This window comes from Aeromicrobium sp. JP4 (assembly GCF_054957925.1).
The window spans coordinates 2,262,483-2,280,852 of sequence record NZ_CM143290.1; the positions used below are offsets into that span (position 1 = coordinate 2,262,483).

16 protein-coding genes and 1 tRNA gene are annotated in these 18,370 nt (G+C 71.4%); 12 read left to right on the forward strand and 5 right to left on the reverse strand.

Going from position 1 to position 18,370, the window contains the following annotated elements; genetic code table 11:
• Window positions 1-67: 67 nt before the first annotated feature.
• From ACY1JX_RS11075 to ACY1JX_RS11090, 4 genes are read left to right on the forward strand one after another with little or no spacing between them, the layout of a single operon-like run.
• Window positions 68-262 (forward strand): DUF4244 domain-containing protein, encoded by a 195-nt coding sequence (locus ACY1JX_RS11075; RefSeq protein ID WP_286930907.1) that lies wholly within the window; start codon window positions 68-70, stop codon window positions 260-262.
• A gap of 58 nt (window positions 263-320) precedes the next feature.
• Entirely contained in the window at window positions 321-530 is a 210-nt protein-coding gene (locus ACY1JX_RS11080; RefSeq protein ID WP_462563995.1) for a DUF4244 domain-containing protein, read from the forward strand.
• Window positions 527-862, forward strand: a complete 336-nt coding sequence (locus ACY1JX_RS11085; protein WP_462563996.1) for a TadE family type IV pilus minor pilin — start codon at window positions 527-529, stop codon at window positions 860-862. Before ACY1JX_RS11080 ends, ACY1JX_RS11085 begins: the two co-directional genes overlap by 4 nt.
• Entirely contained in the window at window positions 859-1,209 is a 351-nt protein-coding gene (locus tag ACY1JX_RS11090) for an Rv3654c family TadE-like protein (RefSeq protein WP_462563997.1), read from the forward strand. The genes ACY1JX_RS11085 and ACY1JX_RS11090 overlap by 4 nt, the downstream gene beginning before the upstream one ends.
• A 23-nt stretch (window positions 1,210-1,232) precedes the next feature.
• Here the strand turns inward: ACY1JX_RS11090 and ACY1JX_RS11095 are convergent, their stop codons facing one another.
• Together ACY1JX_RS11095 and ACY1JX_RS11100 are read right to left on the reverse strand one after the other, a co-directional pair.
• Complete coding sequence (locus tag ACY1JX_RS11095; RefSeq protein WP_462563998.1) at window positions 1,233-2,972, reverse strand: BCCT family transporter; 1,740 nt, start codon at window positions 2,970-2,972, stop codon at window positions 1,233-1,235.
• Between the two features lie 90 nt (window positions 2,973-3,062).
• A complete protein-coding gene (locus ACY1JX_RS11100; protein WP_462563999.1) occupies window positions 3,063-5,354 on the reverse strand; it encodes a DEAD/DEAH box helicase in 2,292 nt (763 codons plus the stop codon).
• 85 nt (window positions 5,355-5,439) lie between these two features.
• Here ACY1JX_RS11100 and ACY1JX_RS11105 point away from each other — a divergent pair, with 85 nt between their 5' ends.
• Window positions 5,440-5,772 carry an STAS domain-containing protein gene (locus tag ACY1JX_RS11105; RefSeq protein ID WP_181756133.1) on the forward strand — a complete coding sequence of 111 codons (333 nt, stop codon included), beginning with the start codon at window positions 5,440-5,442 and terminating at the stop codon, window positions 5,770-5,772.
• A gap of 2 nt (window positions 5,773-5,774) precedes the next feature.
• Window positions 5,775-7,229, forward strand: a complete 1,455-nt coding sequence (locus ACY1JX_RS11110) for a DUF7059 domain-containing protein (RefSeq protein ID WP_462564000.1) — start codon at window positions 5,775-5,777, stop codon at window positions 7,227-7,229.
• 3 nt (window positions 7,230-7,232) lie between these two features.
• Here the strand turns inward: ACY1JX_RS11110 and ACY1JX_RS11115 are convergent, their stop codons facing one another.
• Complete coding sequence (locus ACY1JX_RS11115; RefSeq protein ID WP_181753251.1) at window positions 7,233-8,408, reverse strand: MFS transporter; 1,176 nt, start codon at window positions 8,406-8,408, stop codon at window positions 7,233-7,235.
• Window positions 8,409-8,520: 112 nt separating this feature from the next.
• Here ACY1JX_RS11115 and topA point away from each other — a divergent pair, with 112 nt between their 5' ends.
• The 5 genes from topA to ACY1JX_RS11140 all read left to right on the forward strand — a co-directional run bounded on the left by topA (window position 8,521) and on the right by ACY1JX_RS11140 (window position 15,410).
• Window positions 8,521-11,217 (forward strand): type I DNA topoisomerase, encoded by a 2,697-nt coding sequence (topA, locus tag ACY1JX_RS11120; RefSeq protein WP_462564001.1) that lies wholly within the window; start codon window positions 8,521-8,523, stop codon window positions 11,215-11,217.
• Window positions 11,218-11,297: 80 nt separating this feature from the next.
• Window positions 11,298-12,050: an aquaporin Z gene (gene aqpZ, locus ACY1JX_RS11125; protein ID WP_462564002.1), complete on the forward strand. Its 753-nt coding sequence runs from the start codon at window positions 11,298-11,300 to the stop codon at window positions 12,048-12,050.
• Between the two features lie 56 nt (window positions 12,051-12,106).
• Window positions 12,107-12,769, forward strand: coding sequence for a dTMP kinase (gene tmk, locus ACY1JX_RS11130; protein WP_462564003.1), 663 nt, complete (start codon window positions 12,107-12,109; stop codon window positions 12,767-12,769).
• On the forward strand, window positions 12,766-13,896 hold the full coding sequence (locus ACY1JX_RS11135) for a DNA polymerase III subunit delta' (RefSeq protein WP_462564004.1): 1,131 nt from the start codon (window positions 12,766-12,768) through the stop codon (window positions 13,894-13,896). The genes tmk and ACY1JX_RS11135 overlap by 4 nt, the downstream gene beginning before the upstream one ends.
• A complete protein-coding gene (locus ACY1JX_RS11140) occupies window positions 13,893-15,410 on the forward strand; it encodes an alpha/beta hydrolase (RefSeq protein WP_462564005.1) in 1,518 nt (505 codons plus the stop codon). Before ACY1JX_RS11135 ends, ACY1JX_RS11140 begins: the two co-directional genes overlap by 4 nt.
• Before the next feature lie 120 nt (window positions 15,411-15,530).
• Here ACY1JX_RS11140 and ACY1JX_RS11145 read toward each other — a convergent pair whose 3' ends face one another.
• Complete coding sequence (locus ACY1JX_RS11145) at window positions 15,531-15,830, reverse strand: chorismate mutase (RefSeq protein ID WP_078699451.1); 300 nt, start codon at window positions 15,828-15,830, stop codon at window positions 15,531-15,533.
• An 84-nt stretch (window positions 15,831-15,914) separates the two neighbouring features.
• On the opposite strand from ACY1JX_RS11145, the gene ACY1JX_RS11150 reads away from it, so the two are divergent.
• Window positions 15,915-15,990: transfer RNA gene (locus ACY1JX_RS11150), tRNA-Thr, on the forward strand.
• 257 nt (window positions 15,991-16,247) lie between these two features.
• On the opposite strand, the gene ACY1JX_RS11155 is transcribed toward ACY1JX_RS11150, so the two are convergent.
• The gene (locus ACY1JX_RS11155; RefSeq protein ID WP_286930925.1) at window positions 16,248-18,296 is read right to left on the reverse strand and encodes a discoidin domain-containing protein; all 2,049 of its coding nucleotides are present in this window, start codon (window positions 18,294-18,296) and stop codon (window positions 16,248-16,250) included.
• Window positions 18,297-18,370 lie beyond the last annotated feature (74 nt).

Genomic DNA, 18,370 nt, shown 5'->3' on the forward strand with positions numbered 1-18,370 from the left:
GGCCACCGCACTTTCGGGCAGCAGCAGCCCATCTTCGGGTGTCACATCATCCGTTGGAAGGACACCCATGAAGTTGATCACCGCCCTGCGCCGCCGCGTCGACCGAGCCGACGAGCGGGGCATGAGCACGTCCGAGTACGCCGTCGGAACGCTGGGCGCCTGCACGATCGGTGGCGTCCTGGTGAAGGTCGGCCAGTCCGAGTGGTTCGGCGAGCTGGTGCAGGACCTCATCAGCCGGATCCCCGACCTGCTGCCGTTCTGACCCCCGTGGCCGCGGCACCCCGCGCGGGTGCCGCGGCCACCCGTCCCGGAGGAGGGACATGCACCGTCTTCACCGCACCGCCACGGACGAGCAGGGCCAGGTGACGGCCGAGTTCGCCGTGGGCGCCCTCGGCGCCGTCACGATCGCGGGCGTCATCCTGGGCGGCCCCGAGGCGGTCGTCGGCCGGTGGGCGCGCTCGTTCGTCGCCGAGCAGCTCACGCGAGCCCTCGCCTCGCCCCTGCCCGATCTCGTCCGATGGCCGTGGTGAGGCGCACCGAGCGCGGCATGGTCACGGCCGAGACCGTGGTCGTGATGCCGTTCGTCGTGCTGGTGGCCTTCGTGCTCGTGTGGGTCGTCTCGCTGGGCGTCACGCAGATGCGGGTGTCCGACGCCTCGCGTGAGGCGGCGCGCCTCATCGCTCGAGGTCAGCCCGTCGACGAGGCCCGCAGGGCGGTCGAGCAGGCCGTGCCCGGCTCGCGGGTGCGGGTCCAGGTCGACGACGGCCGGGCCGGCGTCACCGTGAGGTACCGGGCACGCCTGCCGCTCGTGCCGCGGCTCCGCCTCGACCTGGAGGGCCGGTCCGTGGCGGTCGTCGAGTGAGGCCCGAACGCGGCTCGGCGACGGTGCAGGCCCTCGCCGTCGTCGCGCTGCTGACCCTCGTGGCGTTCACGTGCCTGCAGGTGGCGCTGGCCGTCTCGTTGCGGCAACGAGCCGCGGCGGCCGCCGACCTGTCGGCACTCGCCGCGTCGCGTGCCAGCGTCGAGGGGGAGGAGCCCTGCGAGGTCGCCAGCTCGGTGGCGGCCGAGAACGGCGCGCGGTTGCGGGCGTGCCGGATGGACGCCGACGTCGCCACGGTCACCGCACGGGCCGAGGGCCCGCGCTGGTCGATCGGGCGCTGGATGTCCGACCAGCGGGCCCGCGCCGCCCCCGCCTGGTACCTCGAGTGAGGCCGGCGGGGGCGGAGACAGGACTACTTCCGGGCGTCCTCGGTGGCGTCGAGCTCTGCCGCGTCGAGCTCGTTGGCGTCGTCCTCCGTGGGAGTCGTCTCCTCGAACACGAGGGCGAAGTCCTCACCGTGCTGCTCGACACCGGCCAGGACGGCGTCCTCCACGAGGGTCTGGCCGAGATCCTCGCGCAGGATGATCGGGTCGAGGCGCAGGTCGCGGTAGAGCGACACGCACAGCAGGACCATCACCAGCAGGAACGGCAGCGCCGCCACGATGGTCAGCGCCTGGAGGCCCTGCAGGGCCACCGGGTCGCCGGGATCGCCGATGAGCAGCATGATGGCCGCCACGGCGCCGGTCAGCGAACCCCAGAACACGACGGTCCACGTCGACGGGTGGATCGAGCCGCGCTGCGACAGGGTGCCCATCACCAGCGACGCCGCGTCAGCGCCCGACACGAAGAAGATGCCCACGAGGAGCATCACGAGCACCGTGGTGATCGCCGGGATCGGGTACTGCTGCAGCAGGTCGAACAGCGCGTAGTTGGAGTTCACCGACGACTCGCCGCCGGAGATGGCGTCGGCCTCGCTGATGCCCGCGCCGCCGAAGATGGCGAACCAGATGAGGCTGACCATGCTGGGCACCAGCAGGACGCCGGTGACGAACTGGCGGATGGTGCGGCCGCGGCTGATGCGAGCGATGAACATGCCGACGAAGGGCGTCCACGAGACCCACCAGGCCCAGTAGAAGATCGTCCACGCGCCGAGCCAGTCGGCCACGTCGTCGCCACCGCTGGCGTTGGTGCGACCGGCCATCTCGGGCAGGAAGGCCACGTAGTCGGCGATCGACGTCGGGATGAGGTTGAGCATCGTCAGCGTGGGCCCGGCGATGAAGACGAAGGCCGCCAGGACGAGCGCGAGCACCATGTTGATGTTCGACAGCCACTGGATCCCCTTGGCGACGCCCGAGACGGCCGAGAGGATGAACAGGATCGTCAGCACCACGATGATCGAGACGACGAGCGTCTCGCCGACGGACTCGACCCAGCCGTTGTGCTCGATGCCGGCTCCGATCTGCAGGGCGCCCAGGCCCAGCGAGGCGGCCGAGCCGAACAGCGTGGCGAAGATGGCCATGATGTCGATGGCCTTGCCGATCGGGCCCTCGGTCTGGCGGCGACCCAGCACGCGGGTGAACGCGGCGGAGATCAGCTGCGGGCGACCGAGGCGGAAGGTGCCGTAGCCGATCGCCAGGCCCACGACCGCGTAGACGGCCCACGGGTGAAGGGTCCAGTGGAACAGGGTCTGCGACATGGCCACCTGGACGGCGGCGTCGGAGCCGGCCGCGGCCGTGTCCGGCGGCGGGGAGAGGTAGAACGTCAGCGGCTCGGCGACACCCCAGAACATCAGGCCGATGCCCATGCCCGCGCTGAACATCATCGCGATCCACGAGGTGGTCCGGAACTCCGGTCGCTCGCCGTCCTGGCCGAGCGGGATCTTGCCGTAGCGGCTGGCGGCGAGCCAGATCGCGAACACGACGAAGCCGGTGGTCGACAGGACGAACAGCCAACCGGTGTACTCGATCACCCAGGACTGGGCCTGCGAGGCACGTTCACCGAGTGCGGCCTGGTCGAGGATGCCCCACAGCACGACGACCAGGGCGAGTGCGGCAGCGACGCCGAAGACGACGCGGTCGAGCGAAGATTCTGGTCGGTGTTCCACCTCCGGCTCGAAGATGTCGGTGGATGTTCGGTCGTTGCCGGTGGGCATCAGTAACTACCTCTCATGGTCGGAAAGGATGGGGTGCAAACCTGTCAACCCTTGCATCCGAGGCCAAGAAGAGCCAATCGCGCTCGCCGTTCAGGCGGGTGCGGACGACAGCACGGCGTCGAGCAGCAGGACCGCTCCGGCCTTGTCCAACGGGTGGTTCCCGTTGCCGCACTTGGGTGACACGACGCACGACGGACACCCGTCGCGGCAGGGGCAGTCGGCGATGGTCTGACGGGTCATCCGCAGCCACGCGGCCATCTGCTCGTACCCTCGTTCGGCGAACCCGGCACCGCCGCGATGGCCGTCGTGGACGAACACCGTGAGCCGCCCCGTGTCGGGGTGGTAGGCCGTCGACAGCCCGCCGATGTCCCAGCGGTCGCAGGTGGCCAAGAGGGGCAGGATGCCGATCGCGGCGTGCTCCGCGGCGTGCGCCGCACCGGGCAGCAGCTCGGGATCCATCAGCTCGCCGGCCACGTCGGGGTCGAGCGTCCACCACACGGCCGCGGTGGGCAGCGTCCGCTCGGGCAGGTCGAGGGGCTCCTCGCCGATCACGCGGCCCGTGCTGCGGTCGCGGATCTGGTAGCCGATCACCTGGCTGGCGACCTCGACGTCGCCGAAGGCCACGGTGGCCGGGCCCCACTCGACCCGGCGGCGCTCCTCGATGACCGTCACGGCCGTCGAGCTGCGGGCGCTCGTGGTGTGGTGGACGTCGGCGCGCCGGACGACGGCGGCTCCCTGGTCGGGGTCGTAGGACTCCACGAGGTGGTCCTCGCCGCGGTGCACGTAGATCGCCCCCTCGTGCACCTCGGCGTCGGCGGAACCGGCGTCAACGGTGCCGACGAGGCGCCCTGTGCTGCCTTCGACGATCTGCACGGGGTGCCCACCTGCGGAGCGAATGTCGGCCAGGTCGGCAGCCCGTTCGCGGCTGGTCCAGAACCAGCCGGCGGCGCGGCGGCGCAGCATCCCGGCGGCCTCGAGCGCGGCGACGCCCTCGGCGGCGCGCGGGCCGAACGGGCCGAAGTCGGCCTCGGTGAGCGGCAGCTCCTGGGCGGCCGCGGCGAGGTGCGGGCCGAGCACGTAGGGGTTCTCGGGGTCGAACACCGTGGCCTCGACCGGCGCGCCCAGGACTGCCTCGGGATGGTGCACGAGGAAGGAGTCGAGCGGGTCGTCGCGGGCGATCATCACGCCTACGGAGTCGACGCCGGCGCGACCGGCGCGGCCCCACTGCTGCCACAGGGCCGCCCGGGTGCCGGGGAAGCCGACCGTGACGACGGCGTCGAGCCCGGCGATGTCGATGCCCAGCTCGAGGGCGTTGGTGCTGGCCAGGCCGAGCAGATCGCCCGAGCGGAGGCGGCCCTCCAGCTCGCGCCGCTCCTCCGGGAGGTAGCCGCCGCGGTAGGTGGCCACCCGTCCCGCGAGCTCGGGCTCGACCTCGGCCAGCGCGCGCGACGTGGTCATCGCCAGCTGCTCGGCACCGCGGCGCGAGCGCACGAACACCAGCGTGCGGGTGCCCCCGACGACGAAGTCGGTCAGCAGGTCGGCGGCCTCCGAGCCCGCGGACCGGCGCACCTCCACGCCGTCGTCGCGCGCCGCCTGCAGCGGCGGCTGCCAGAACGCCACGGTGCGCGCGGCGTGGGGCGAGGCGTCCTCGGTGACGGCGGTGACCGGAGCGCCGATGAGCCGCTCGGCCGACGCCGCCGGCTCGGCCACCGTGGCGGAGGACAGCACGAACAAAGGGTCGGCGCCGTAGTGCCGGCAGATCCGTCGGAGGCGGCGCAGGATCAGGGCGACGTGCGCTCCGAAGACCCCGCGGTAGTGGTGGCACTCGTCGATCACGACCACCCGCAGACCGGCCAGCAGGCGTGCCCAGCGGTCGTGCTGGGGCAGGATCGTCCGGTGCAGGATGTCGGGATTGGCCAGCACCCAGTTCGCGTGGTCGCGCGCCCAGACACGCTCCTCGCGGCTGTTGTCGCCGTCCACCGTGGCGGGCCGCAGGCCCGGCACGCCCGTGGGCAGTCGGCGCAGCTGGTCGGCCGCGAGCGCCTTGGTGGGCGCGAGGTAGAGCACCGACGGCCGCCGGGCGCCAGCGAGCCCGGAGCCGCCACGTCCCTCGCGCAGCGCCTGCAGCGCCGCCGCCTGGTAGACGAGCGACTTGCCCGAGGCCGTGCCGGTGGAGACCACGACGTGGCGCCGGTCGTGCAGTGCCGCGAGGGCCTCGGCCTGGTGCCCCCACAGCACGTCGGCCCCCTCTGCGGCGAACAGCTCGCGCACCTCGGGGTCGATCCAGTCGGGCCACGGCTCGACGACGGGCTCCACCGCGGGGTGGTGCTGCACGTGCACGAGCCGCTCCGCATGGCGGGCGAGAACGGGGTGCAGGGGCATGGGAAGAAGTCTCCCGCACGCACCTGACAGGCCCGGCGCGTGCATTCGACTGGGGAGAAGCGGGTCCGGATGATTGAATTCGGACATGGATCTCACTCTCACCGAACGGGAGTCGCCTCCGTTCCACGTGGTCGAGGTCGCGGGGGAGATCGATGTCTACACCGCGCCGCGCCTCCGCGAAGTCGTCGTCGGAGCGATCGACGACGGACACACCCGGTTGGTCATCGACATCGAGAACGTCGCGTTCCTCGACTCGACCGGCCTCGGCGTGCTCGTCGGAGCGCTGAAGCGCGTGCGCGCCGACCATGGCTCGCTCGACATCATCTGCACCAGCGAGCGACTGCTGCGCATCTTCGCGATCACCGGCCTGGACAAGGTCTTCGGTCTGCACACCTCGATGGACGAGCTGGTCTCCTGACCGTGACGGATCCCGACGTCGGCAGGCTCCGCGACGCGATCGCCGGGTTCACCGTCGACGCCGTCTACGGCGTGCTCGGCGAGGCCGCCTGGCGTGCCCTCGCCCGCAACGAGACCACGCCCGGACTCCGCGCGACCACCGACGGCTCGGCCCTGTCCACGCTGATCCGCCTGTTCCAGCTCCAGGCCGTCGTCCCGCGGACGCACGCCGAGGCGGCCTTCGGTGCAGCGTGGGAGTCGGCGCGCTCGCTCGGCCTCGTCGAGGTCGACGGCGACGACGCCCGCGCGCTGCTCGACCTGCGTCCGTACGGCGACGAGGAGCACGACTGGTGGGTCGTCTGCGACCTGACGCCCGGACTCGACGGTCGCGAGAACCCGCGCGACCCCTCCTACGTGCTGGGCATCAGCGAGGCCTCCTCGTCGCTGGCGCAGCTGACCGTGCGGCCGGACGTCGGCCGTGCGCTCGACCTCGGCACGGGGTGCGGGGTGCAGGCGCTGCACCTGGCGACCCATGCGCGCGAGGTCGTCGCCACCGACGTGAATGCTCGCGCCGTCCGGCTTGCACGACTCACCGCGGCGCTGAACGGGATCGACGTCGACGTGCGCGACGGCAGCCTGTTCGACCCGGTCGAGGGTGAGCGCTTCGACCTGATCAGCACCAACCCGCCGTTCGTGGTCTCGCCGCCCGAGGGCGACCGGCTGGTCTACCGCGAGACCGGGTTCCCCGGTGACGAGGTCGTGCGGCGCATCGTCACGCAGGCCGACGCCCATCTGAACGACGGCGGCTGGTGCCAAGTGCTCGCGGCGTGGATCCACGAGGACGGCGTCCCGTGGCAGGAGCGGCTCGGCGCCTGGATCGAGCCCACCGGCCTCGACGCCTGGGTCGTGCAGCGCGAGCGCGTCGACCTGCCCGAGTACGCCGAGATGTGGCTGGCCGACGCGGGCCTGCGCCACGGCGCGGGCCACCGCGAGCGCTACGACCGGTGGCTCACGTGGTTCGCCGAGCAGCGGATCGAGGCGATGGGCTTCGGCTGGATCACGCTGCGCAGGGCCGGCCGCGCCGTGCCCCAGGTGCGGATCGAGGAGTACACGGGCCCGGTCGCCCAGCCCGTCGGCCCCGAGTTCGCCGCCTGGGCCGAGCGCGCCGACGCGCTCGACGCCGGCGATGTGCTCGACCGGCGCTGGCGCGTGGGCGCCGACGTGGTGCAGGAGACGGCCGGCCCGGTCGGTGCGCCGGACCCCGCCGTGATCCGCGCCGTGCGGATGTCGGGCCTGCGCACCTCGCGCCAGCTCGACACGATCGAGGCGGGTCTGCTGTCGGCCAGTGACGGCGACCTCACCGCGGGGCGGATCCTCGACGCGATCTCCCAGCTGCTCGACCAGGACGCCGCGCAGGTCAGGAGCACCTACGCCCCGATCGTGACGGACCTCGTCGCCGACGGCTTCCTGACGGCCTGACGCTCAGACGTCGCTGACCTCGGCCGGGCGGCGCGAGCGCTGGGCCGCCAGCGACCCCATCGCGATCAGCAGCGCCGCGCCTCCGCCGACGGCGAAGCCGGCCGCCGCTCCCTCGTGGTCGATGGCCAGGCCGATGAGCGGTGCCGCGACCGCTCCGCCGACCGTGAACGCCGTGGCCTGGTAGCCCATCGCCTCGCCGCGCCACGCCTCGTCGGTGAGCTTCGCGATCCACTCGCTGCACGCGGTCATGATCGGCGCGCAGAGCAGGCCCGCCGGGATGCACGCGATCGCCAGGACCCACGGCGTGTGGGCGATGCCGATCGGGATCGTCAGGACACCCATCGCCAGCAACAGATAGGAAGGACGGATCGAGGCGGGCCGGGCTCCGTAGATCAGTCCGCCCACGAGGGAGGAGAGTCCCCAGCCCAGGTAGACCACGCCGACCAGCCCGACCGCGTCGAGCTCGCGCAGGACGGCGATGATGCCCAGGTCGGTGGCCATCAGCGCGATCATCGCGCCGCCGGAGATGAGGAAGAGGAACACCAGGTCGGTGGTGAGCCAGCGGGTGCCGGGCTCGCGGGCCACGGTCACCGAGTCGGCGCTGCGGGTGGGCGGGTCGAGCCGCCACAGGATGCCCAGCCCGATCGCGACGGTGCCCGCGACCGCCACCAGAGCGACCTGCGGCGACGCGGCCACGACGAGGGCGCCCGCGGCGGCGGGACCGATGATGAAGGAGGCCTCCGCGCACACCGAGTCCAGCGCGAACGCGCTCCGGTGATGGCTCGAGGGCAGCCGCGCGGCGAGCGAGATCCGCACGATCGAGTGCACCGGAGCGATGAACAGCCCGGCGGCGAACGCCAGCGGCAGCAGCCACAGGTAGGTGGAGACCGCCGCCAGCGGGTAGACGACGAACAGCACCGCGATCGACGGGAGCAGTGCCCGGCGCAGGCCCAGCCGGTCGATCAGGCGACCGCGCCACGGGGCGCCGACGGCCGCTCCGACGGTCTCGGCGGCGGCGATCAGACCGGCCTGTCCGTAGCTGCCGCCCAGACCCTCGACGACGAGCAGCGTCAGGACGAGCGGCAGCGCCATCAGGGGGATTCGCGCGAGGAACGCCGCGACGTACAGAGGTACGGTTCCGGGTGACCTGAGCACGTCCCCGTAGGTCACCTTCTCCACTTGCGGGATTCTTCCACGCCTGAGGGCGGTGAGAAAAATGGTTGACAGGAGGCGCTACGGTGGGCCTCCCACGGCCCCACATCCCCATCAGGCCTGCTCGGAGGAACCCAACGTGACATCACTGGTGATCGTCGAGTCGCCCAACAAGGTGCGCAGCATCGCTGCCTACCTGGGCGACGGCTACGTCGTCTCCTCCTCGGTCGGTCACATCCGCGACCTGCCGCAGGGAGCCGACCAGATCCCCGCCAAGTACAAGGGTGAGGCCTGGGCCCGGCTGGGCGTCGACGTCGACAACCGGTTCGAGCCGGTCTACGTCGTCCCCGCCGAGAAGAAGAAGCAGATCACCGAGTTGAAGCGGCTGCTGAAGGACGCCGACGAGCTCGTCCTGGCGACGGATGAGGACCGCGAGGGCGAGGCCATCGCGTGGCACCTCTTCGACGAGCTCAAGCCGAAGGTCCCGGTGAAGCGCATCGCCTTCAACGAGATCACGAAGGAGGCGATCGACCGCGCGATCGCCAACCCCCGCGACATCGACCAGGACCTCGTCGACGCGCAGGAGACCCGCCGCATTCTCGACCGTCTCTACGGCTACGAGATCAGCCCGGTCCTGTGGAAGAAGGTCATGAGCGGCCTGTCCGCCGGCCGCGTGCAGTCCGTCGCCACCCGTCTCGTCGTCGAGCGCGAGCGCGACCGGATGGCCTTCCGCACCGCCTCCTACTGGGATCTCGAGGCCACCTTCGGCTGCGACCTGGAGCCCTCGCGCTTCCCGGCGAAGCTGGCCACGGTCGACGGCAAGCGCGTCGCCTCGGGTTCGAACTTCGACAGCACCGGCACCCTGAAGGGCGACGTCGTCCACCTCGACGAGCCCACGGCCGCCGGCCTGGCCACCGCCCTGGAGGGTCGTGAGTTCGCGGTCCGCTCGGTGGAGTCCAAGCCCTACACGCGCCGGCCCTACGCGCCGTTCCGCACCACCACGCTGCAGCAGGAGGGCTCGCGCAAGCACGGCTTCGGCGCCCAGCGCACGATGTCGATCGCCCAGAAGCTGTACGAGGGCGGCTACATCACCTACATGCGCACCGACTCGGTCACGCTCTCGCAGACGGCGCTCAAGGCCGCCCGTGCCCAGGTCAAGGAGCTCTACGGAGCCGACTACCTGCCCGACAGCCCCCGCGTTTACACCTCCAAGGTCAAGAACGCCCAGGAGGCGCACGAGGCGATCCGTCCCGCGGGCGAGAGCTTCCGCACCCCGAAGGAGACCGGACTCTCCGGCGACGAGCTCAAGCTGTACGAGCTGATCTGGAAGCGCACGATCGCCTCGCAGATGGCCGACGCGAAGGGCAACTCGGTCTCGATCCGCATCGGCGCGGCCACCGAGGACGGCCGCGACGTCGAGTTCGGCGCGTCGGGCCGCACCATCACCTTCCACGGCTTCCTCAAGGCGTATGTCGAGTCCACCGAGGACCCCGACGCCGAGGGCGACGACCAGCAGACCAAGGTGCCCAACCTCTCCGAGGGCGACCGCGTCACCGCGGTCGAGCTGGCGGCCGCGGGCCACCAGACGAAGCCGCCGGCGCGCTACACCGAGGCCAGCCTCATCAAGGAGCTGGAGGACCGTGAGATCGGCCGTCCCTCCACCTACGCCTCGATCGTCAACACGATCCAGAACCGCGGCTACGTCTACAAGAAGGGCACGGCGCTGGTGCCGGCCTGGGTCGCGTTCAGCGTGATCCGGCTGATGGAGCAGCACTTCCCGCGCCTCGTGCAGTACGAGTTCACCGCCGAGCTCGAGGGCGTGCTCGACGAGATCTCGCACGGCCGCGAGAACCGCGTGTCCGTCCTCGAGGCCTTCTGGGCCGGCGAGAACGAGAACGACACCGGCCTGAAGCGGCTGGTGGACAACCTCCCCGAGATCGACGCGCGTGGCCTGGCCACGTTCGACCTCGGCGAGGGCATCGCCGTGCGCGTCGGCCGCTACGGCCCGTACGTCGAGGGCCCGCCGATGGTCGCGGCGAAGGACGGCGGCGAGCAGCCCACGCGCGCCAACGTGCCCGAGGACCTGCCGCCGGACGAGCTCACGCTCGAGAAGGCCAAGGAGCTGCTGGCCACCCCGGCCGGCATGGAGAAGGTGCTGGGCACCCACCCCGAGACCGGCCTGGAGGTCGTCGCCAAGAACGGCCGCTACGGCCCCTACGTCACCGAGGCGCTGCCCGAGGACGCGAAGAAGAGCGCGAAGCCGCGCACGGCGAGCCTGTTCAAGTCGATGGACCTCGACTCGGTCACCCTCGAGGACGCGGTGCGCCTGCTGACGCTCCCGCGCGTGGTCGGCACCGACGCCGACGGCCAGGAGATCACGGCGCAGAACGGTCGCTACGGGCCCTACCTGAAGAAGGGCACCGACTCGCGTTCGCTGGAGAGCGAGGAGCAGCTGCTCACGATCACCGAGGAGGAGGCCCTCGCGATCTACGCGCAGCCCAAGACCTACGGACGCCGCGCTGCCGCCGCTCCGCTCAAGGAGCTGGGCGAGGACCCGACGAGCGGCCAGCCGATCGTGGCGAAGGACGGCCGCTTCGGCGCCTACGTCACCGACGGCGAGTACAACGCCACGCTGCGCAAGGACGACGACATCGCCACCCTGACGCACGAGCGTGCGGTGGAGCTGCTGGCCGAGCGTCGCGCGAAGGGGCCCGCCAAGAAGGGCGGCAAGAAGACGACGAAGAAGGCCACGAAGAAGCCGGCCGCGAAGAAGACCACGGCCAAGAAGACGGCCGCGAAGAAGACCACGAAGAAGCCGGCCGCGAAGAAGTCCTGACCCGGGCGCGGGCCAAGGTCTCGCCCGCGACCTCGCTCGTGCCCTACGGTGAAGGCAATCTTCGCCGATCGGAGCAGGTCATGACCGAGATCCCGACGTACACGATGGCTCAACGGCTGGGCGCCGAGGCACTCGGCACCTTCTGGCTGGTCTTCGGCGGCTGTGGCACGGCGATCTTCGCCGCCACCGCCATCCCGGTCGATGCGCAGATGGCGGTCGGGGTGGGCTGGCTGGGCGTCGCCTTCGCCTTCGGCCTCACCGTGCTCACGGGCGCCTACGCCTTCGGACACGTCTCCGGCGGCCACTTCAACCCCGCGGTCTCCGTCGGACTCGCGATGGCCAAGCGCTTCGACTGGAAGGACCTGCCGGGCTACGTCGTCGCGCAGGTGGCGGGTGCCACCGTGGCCGGCGCGGTCCTGCTCGTGATCGCGCAGGGCATCGACGGCGGGTTCGACGCGGTCGAGTCGGGCTTCGCCACGAACGGCTACGACGACCGCTCGCCGATGGGCTACAACCTGATGTCGGTCGCGCTCATCGAGGTCGTGCTGACGGCGGTCTTCCTCTACGTGATCCTCGGCGCCACGGCGAAGCGCGCGGCCGTCGGCTTCGCGGGTCTGTCGATCGGCCTGTCGCTGACGCTGATCCACCTCATCAGCATCCCGGTCTCCAACACCTCGGTGAACCCCGCACGGTCGCTGGGCGTGGCCTGGTTCGCCGGCAGCGACGCCCTCATGCAGGTGTGGATCTTCATCCTCGCGCCGGTGCTGGGCGCGGCGATCGCCGGCTTCACGCACAGCTTCCTACTCGGCCCCGACCTCGAGACCGACCGGTAGCGCAGGTCCCGCCCACCATCGGTCCGGGTGTCGGCAGCGCCGACTAGGCTCGCCCCATGCAGCCAACGGACGACCCCCTCGTCACCGAGGTCGGCGTCTTCGTCGCCTTCGAGGGCGGCGAGGGATCGGGCAAGTCCACCCAGTCGCGCCTGCTCGCCACGTGGGTCGAGTCCCAGGGCAAGACCGCGCTGCTCACGCGTGAGCCCGGGGGCACCGGAGTCGGCGCGATGCTGCGCTCGATCGTGCTCGACCCGGCCACCGGCGACCTCTCGCCCCGCACCGAGGCCCTGATCTACGCCGCCGACAAGGCCGAGCACGTCGACACCCTGATCCTGCCGGCCCTGGCCGACGGCACCGTCGTCATCACCGACCGCTACGTCGACTCCACCCTCGCCTATCAAGGGGCCGGGCGGGCGCTGCACGTCGGCGAGCTCGAGTCGCTGGCCCGGTGGGCCACGGCCGATCTCCGTCCGCACCTCACGGTCGTGCTCGACGTCGACCCGCGGACCGGCCTGGGCCGGGCCGGCGAGCCCGACCGGATCGAGGGCGAACCGGTGGAGTTCCACGAGCGCGTGCGCCAGCACTTCCTCGACCTCGCCGCGTCCGATCCCGAGCACTACGTCGTGCTCGACGCGAGCGAGTCGCCCGAGGCGATCCACGACCGGGTCGTCGCCGCCGTGGGGCCGTGGCTGGCCCAGGCCCGAGGAGCCGAGGCGTGACCGCTCCCGTCTGGGCCGAGCTCGTCGGGCAGGACGACGTCGTCGCCACGCTGGGCTCCGCGGTGGCCGGGCAGATGACCCATGCCTGGCTGTTCACCGGACCGCCCGGATCCGGGCGCTCCAACGCCGCGATCGCCTTCGCTGCCGCGCTCCAGTGCGAGAACGGCGGCTGCGGCACGTGCCGGTCGTGCGTCACCGCCGCGGCCGGCAGCCATCCCGACATCGCCGTCATCAACACCGACGGACTGAGCATCGGCGTCGACGCGGCTCGCGACGCGGTTCGGCGCGCGGCGCTGCACCCCTCGCAGGGTCGCTACCAGATCCTCGTGGTGGAGGACGCCGACCGGCTCACCGACCAGGCCGCCAACGCGCTGCTCAAGGCGATCGAGGAGCCCGCGTCGGGCACGGTGTGGCTGCTGTGCGCCCCCGCCGTGGAGGACGTCATCATGACGATCCGCTCGCGGTGTCGTCCCGTGCTCCTGCGCACCCCTCCGGCCTCGGCGATCGCCCGGCTGCTGCACGAGCGCGACGGCATCGAGCTGGAGGTCGCCCGGCGGGCGGCCGCCGCCGCGCAGGGACACATCGGCCGGGCACGCGGACTCGCGCGTGACCCCGAGGCGCGTCGCCGGCGGGCCGAGATCCTGTCGCTGCCGGTCGGGCTGCGCGGTCTCGGCGACTGCTTCCGCGCCGCCCAGCGGATCGACCAGGAGGCCAACGCCCGGGCCAAGGAGCGCTGCGACGTGCTCGACGCCCGCGAGCTGTCGAACCTCCAGGAGTCGTGGGGCGTCGAGGAGCGGGGCCGCCGTCCCCCCGGGTACGCGGGCGCCCTGTCCTCCCTCACGAAGGAGCAGGAGCGGCGCCGCAAGCGGATGGCGCGCGACGCCATCGACGGCGTGCTGCTCGATCTGCTCTCCTTCCAGCGCGACGTGCTGACGCTGCAGCTCGGCACGGGTGCCGAGGCGATCAACGCCGACGTCGCCGACGACATCGCCACCATGGCGGCGCGCACCACCCCCGAGGGCACGCTGGCGTCGATCGACGCGATCGTGGCCTGCCGCGACGCGCTCCAGGCCAACGCGGCGCCCCAGCTGGCGCTGGAGCACATGATGTCGAGGTTCCTCGGATGAGGCGCTTCACCGTGATCGCGCTGGTCTCCGTGCTCGTGGTCGCACTGGTGGCGGGCGCGGTCAGCGCGCTGTTCCTCGTCGACCGACCGGCTCCCGACCCCAAGCCCACGGGCGAGGCGGCACCGGCCGGCCTCGAGCGGTTCTACGCCCAGGAGCCCACGTGGCGCGACTGCCGTGACGACCGCTGCACCACGATCGAGGTCCCGGTCGACTACGCCCGTCCCGACGGCGAGACGCTGCGGCTGGCCGTGCGCCGCGTCCCGGCCACCGGCGACCGCGAGTCCGCGATCTTCACGAACCCCGGCGGTCCGGGCGGCTCGGCCCTCGACTTCGTCGGCTACCTCGCGAGCGAGCTGCCCGACGACCTGCGCCGCACCAACGACGTGATCGGCGTCGACCCGCGCGGCGTCGGCGAGAGCACGCCCCTGGAGTGCCTCTCCGACGAGCGGTTCGACGCCTTCATCGACACCGATCCCGACCCCGACGACGAGGCGGGCGTCGCCGCGCTCACGCGCTCGGTCGAGGAGATGGGCACCGCCTGCCGCGAGAAGTCCGGCGAGCTCTCCGCCCACGTCTCCACCGACGAGGCCGCCCGCGACCACGACATCGCCCGCGCCGTGCTGGGCCAGGAGACGATGCGCTGGTTCGGCTTCTCCTACGGCACCCAGCTGGGTGCCACGTACGCCGACCTGTTCCCCGAGAAGGTCGACAAGATGGTCCTCGACGGGGCCGTCGACGTCACCCTCGACGCGGCGGGTCAGGGACTGGGGCAGGCCACCGGCTTCCAGGCCGCGCTCGAGGCCTACCTCGCCTCCTGCCTCGACGAGGACGAGTGCCCGGTCGGCGACTCGGTGAGCGAGGGCATGTCCACGATCACCACGCTGATGGGCCAGCTCAGCAAGGATCCCCTCGAGGCGCCGGGAGGCCGGCTGCTGACCGAGGGCCGCGCCTTCTACGGCATCGCCATGGCGCTGTACTCCCAGGAGTCGTGGCCGTACCTCACCAGCGCGCTGCGTGGACTCGTCAAGGGCGACCCCACGGTGATGCTCGTGCTGAGCGACACCTACTTCGACCGCAAGCCCGACGGGTCCTTCGGCTCGAACTCCGGGCAGGTCATCTACGCGATCAACTGCCTCGACTCCGACGACGCGCCCGACGCCGCGCGGACGAAGGCCCTCATCCCGCAGTTCCGCGACGTGTCCCCGGTGTTCGGGGCGTCGCTGGGCTGGGGTGTCATGGCCTGCCACGACTGGCCGATCAAGGGCGAGCACCCGCAGCAGGCGGTCACCGCCGAGGGCGCCCCGCCGATCCTGGTCGTCGGCACCACGCGCGACCCGGCCACCCCGTACGAGTGGTCCGAGGCGATGGCCGACCAGCTCGACTCAGGCGTCCTGCTCACCCGTGAGGGTGACGGCCACACGGCCTACACCTCGGGGAACTCCTGCATCCGCGAGGCGGTCGACGCCTACTTCGGCGGCACCGTCCCCAAGGACGGCACGGTCTGCAAGGAGTGACCCTGCGCCACCGGTGATCGGGTGACGGTGCGGTCCGAGGAGCGACCCGGCGCCACCGGTGATCGAGTGACGGCGAGCGAAGCGAGACGTCGTATCGAGATCAGGCGTCCATCGGCCGGCTCAGTCGCGGATCGCCTCGTGGTGCCGAATGACCTCGCTGATGATGAAGTTGAGGAACTTCTCCGCGAACGCGGGGTCGAGGTCGGCCTCCAGCGCCTTCGAGCGGAGCCGCTCGATCTGGCGCGACTCACGCTCGGGATCGGCCGGCGGGAGGTCGTGCTCGGCCTTCAGCCTCCCCACGCGCTTGGTGCACTTGAACCGCTCCGCCAGGAGGTGCACGAGGGCCGCGTCGATGTTGTCGATGCTGGCACGGATGTCGTCGAGCTCGGCCTGGGTCGGTGCGTCCACGCGGCCGATCATACGGACAGAACCCGGGTTTCCGTCCCGCTGGGCCGAGGCGGTATAGTCCACACTTGGTTCGGCGGGTGATCCTCGCCGGATCGCGCCGCCTTAGCTCAGTCGGTAGAGCATCTCACTCGTAATGAGAAGGTCGTCAGTTCGATTCTGACAGGCGGCTCCACCAGAATCATTGGAATGGCGCGGGTTTCTGCACTGGCAGAGTCCGCGCCTTCGTCATTCCGCGCCGGTTGGGCTCGCCGTCGGCCCGAGCGCGCACGTCCCCGAACATGAGCCCCGCCTCAGGTTGGTTTGAACGCCGCCTGTAGGTTGATGGCACTGCCCAGGTGCTTCGGCCCGGGTGGTGGCCGGAGCAGCACCGGCCTCTCGCCGCCCCAACCACCATCGGGAGGTTGGGGCGGTCCTCTGCCCTCAGCGATCTCAGCTGAACGCGCCGAACTCCTTGATCGAGTAGCCGTAGCGCGTCGCCCGCTCGACGCCCTGCATCCGCACGAACCGCGCCGAGCTCGGCGCGAACTTCACGGTGTCGAGCCCGCCGTTGCCGGAGCCGACGACGGCCACGTCGCGCCACTGCTTCCCGTCGAGGGAGGTCTGCACGCGGTACTGGCGCGCGTACGCGCTCTCCCACTCGATCGTGACCTTGCTGACCGGGCGCACCGACAGCAGCTCCACCTGGAACCAGGCGTCGTCCTGGCCGTACTTGCTGGCCCAGCGGGTCGAGAGCTTGCCGTCGATCGCGCGACCGGGCTTCAGGTCCGTCAGCAGGTTCCACTCGGTGGAGCTGGCCGACGCGATCGCCTCGCGCGCGAGGTTGGCGCCCGGCTGGAAGTCGGAGGTGGCGCCCCACGTCTGCAGGTAGGACTCCGACCCGGCGGCGAGGTCGTCGACGATCGCGGACCCGGCCAGGGTGCGCAGGCTCTCGATCCAGTCGGGGACGAGACCGTAGTGCGGGACGCCCTCGGCGTTGTAGTCCCACGTGCGCTCACCGGTGACCTGCCGGTCGAAGACCGTGCCGTCGACGCCGGTGAACGGGTAGGAGATCTTCGCGCCGTCCTCGGGCGGCGCGGCGGTGCCGCCGAAGCCGTTCATGTCGGTGCCGTAGCCGTAGGCGACGCCGTACTTGTCGCGCATCGGCTTCGTCTCGCGCCACTGCGTCGCGAACTCGGTGGCCGTGTGCCCGTACTGCGTCGCGAAGCCGCCGAGGCCGTAGAGCCGGTCCATGTACGCCGTCGACAGCCAGTCGTGGGTCGAGAGGGCGCCGGGGTAGGCCTCGGCCTCGAGGATGTCGAGGGCGCGGCCGGCGGCCTTGGCGCTCATGTGGTCCAGCTCGACCATCATGTTGCGCTTGATCATCCCGCGCAGGGCGTACTCGCCGAGCTCGGTGAGGCCGCGCGGGTTGCAGTGCGGCCCCTTCGGGTAGACCGGCAGCACCGCGGGCAGGCCCGGGACGCTCGCGATCTCGCTGGGCAGCACACCGCCGATCACGGTGTTGTCGGCGACCTCGCCCTCGCGGCACGTCGCGGGGTTCCACCAGGTGCCCGTGGTCAGGAACTGACCGGCGTTCACCAGCAGCCCGGCCGTGCCCTCGTCGTAGCGCACGCCGCACAGCGCGTTGTCGAACTTGTGGCACAGGAACATGCTCGAGACGCCCTTGCCCTGGAGCTCGTCGAGGCCCCGGTCGATGTCGGCCTTCGTGCACTGCGGCGCGCCGAGCACCTGCTTGCAGCCGAACGGCTCGGACACCTCGACGCCGAGGACGACGGCCAGCTTGCCGTCGGCCACGACCGCACGGGCCTGCTCCGGCGTGGTGACGACGCGGTACCAGCCCTTGCCGGCGCCGCCGAACTGCCGGTCGACGAACGCCTGCAGGTCGTACGTGGCCTTGATCTGGCGACGGACGGTGTCCATGTCGTCGCAGCTGTACTTGTTGGGGCCGGCGATGACACCGAGGATCGGGCACAGTCCCGGGTTGGAGACCATGTCGTTCACCATGATCCGCTGGCCGCCGCGCCACGCGCGCTCGACCCACTTGTAGTACATCTGCTGGTGCGTGAAGGAGGAGTAGGTCGGCCAGTCCTTGAACGTGGGCCAGCCGACCGTGTCGTGCGCGTCGAGGGGGCCGCGGCCGGCACCGGAGTTCGTCAGGTTCTCCAGGATCGAGACGCCGTGACGGTCGCAGTCCTTGAGCGCGTCCGCGATGCCCTTCTCACTCCAGGTGGAGCCGCAGACCGCGTTCCCACCCATGCCGAGGTCCATGAACATGTGGGTGTGGGCGTCGATGAAGCCGCTCACCTCGCCGCCGGGCCCCGTGCCGCGCATCGGCTCGCCGGTCGCGTTGACCTCGGACTCGGGGGAGGGGGTGCTGGTCGCGACCCACCAGCCCGACTCGGCAGAGGCTCCGGTCCCTCCGGTGACCAGGACCAGGGCGCCGAGCGCCGCCACCAGGAATGCCTTGAGCCGTCGTGACACGAGAGTCCCCCTACGAGATGCCGTTGGCGTGACTCTAGGTGTGAGGCAGGCCACATGCAAACGGGAGTTGCACG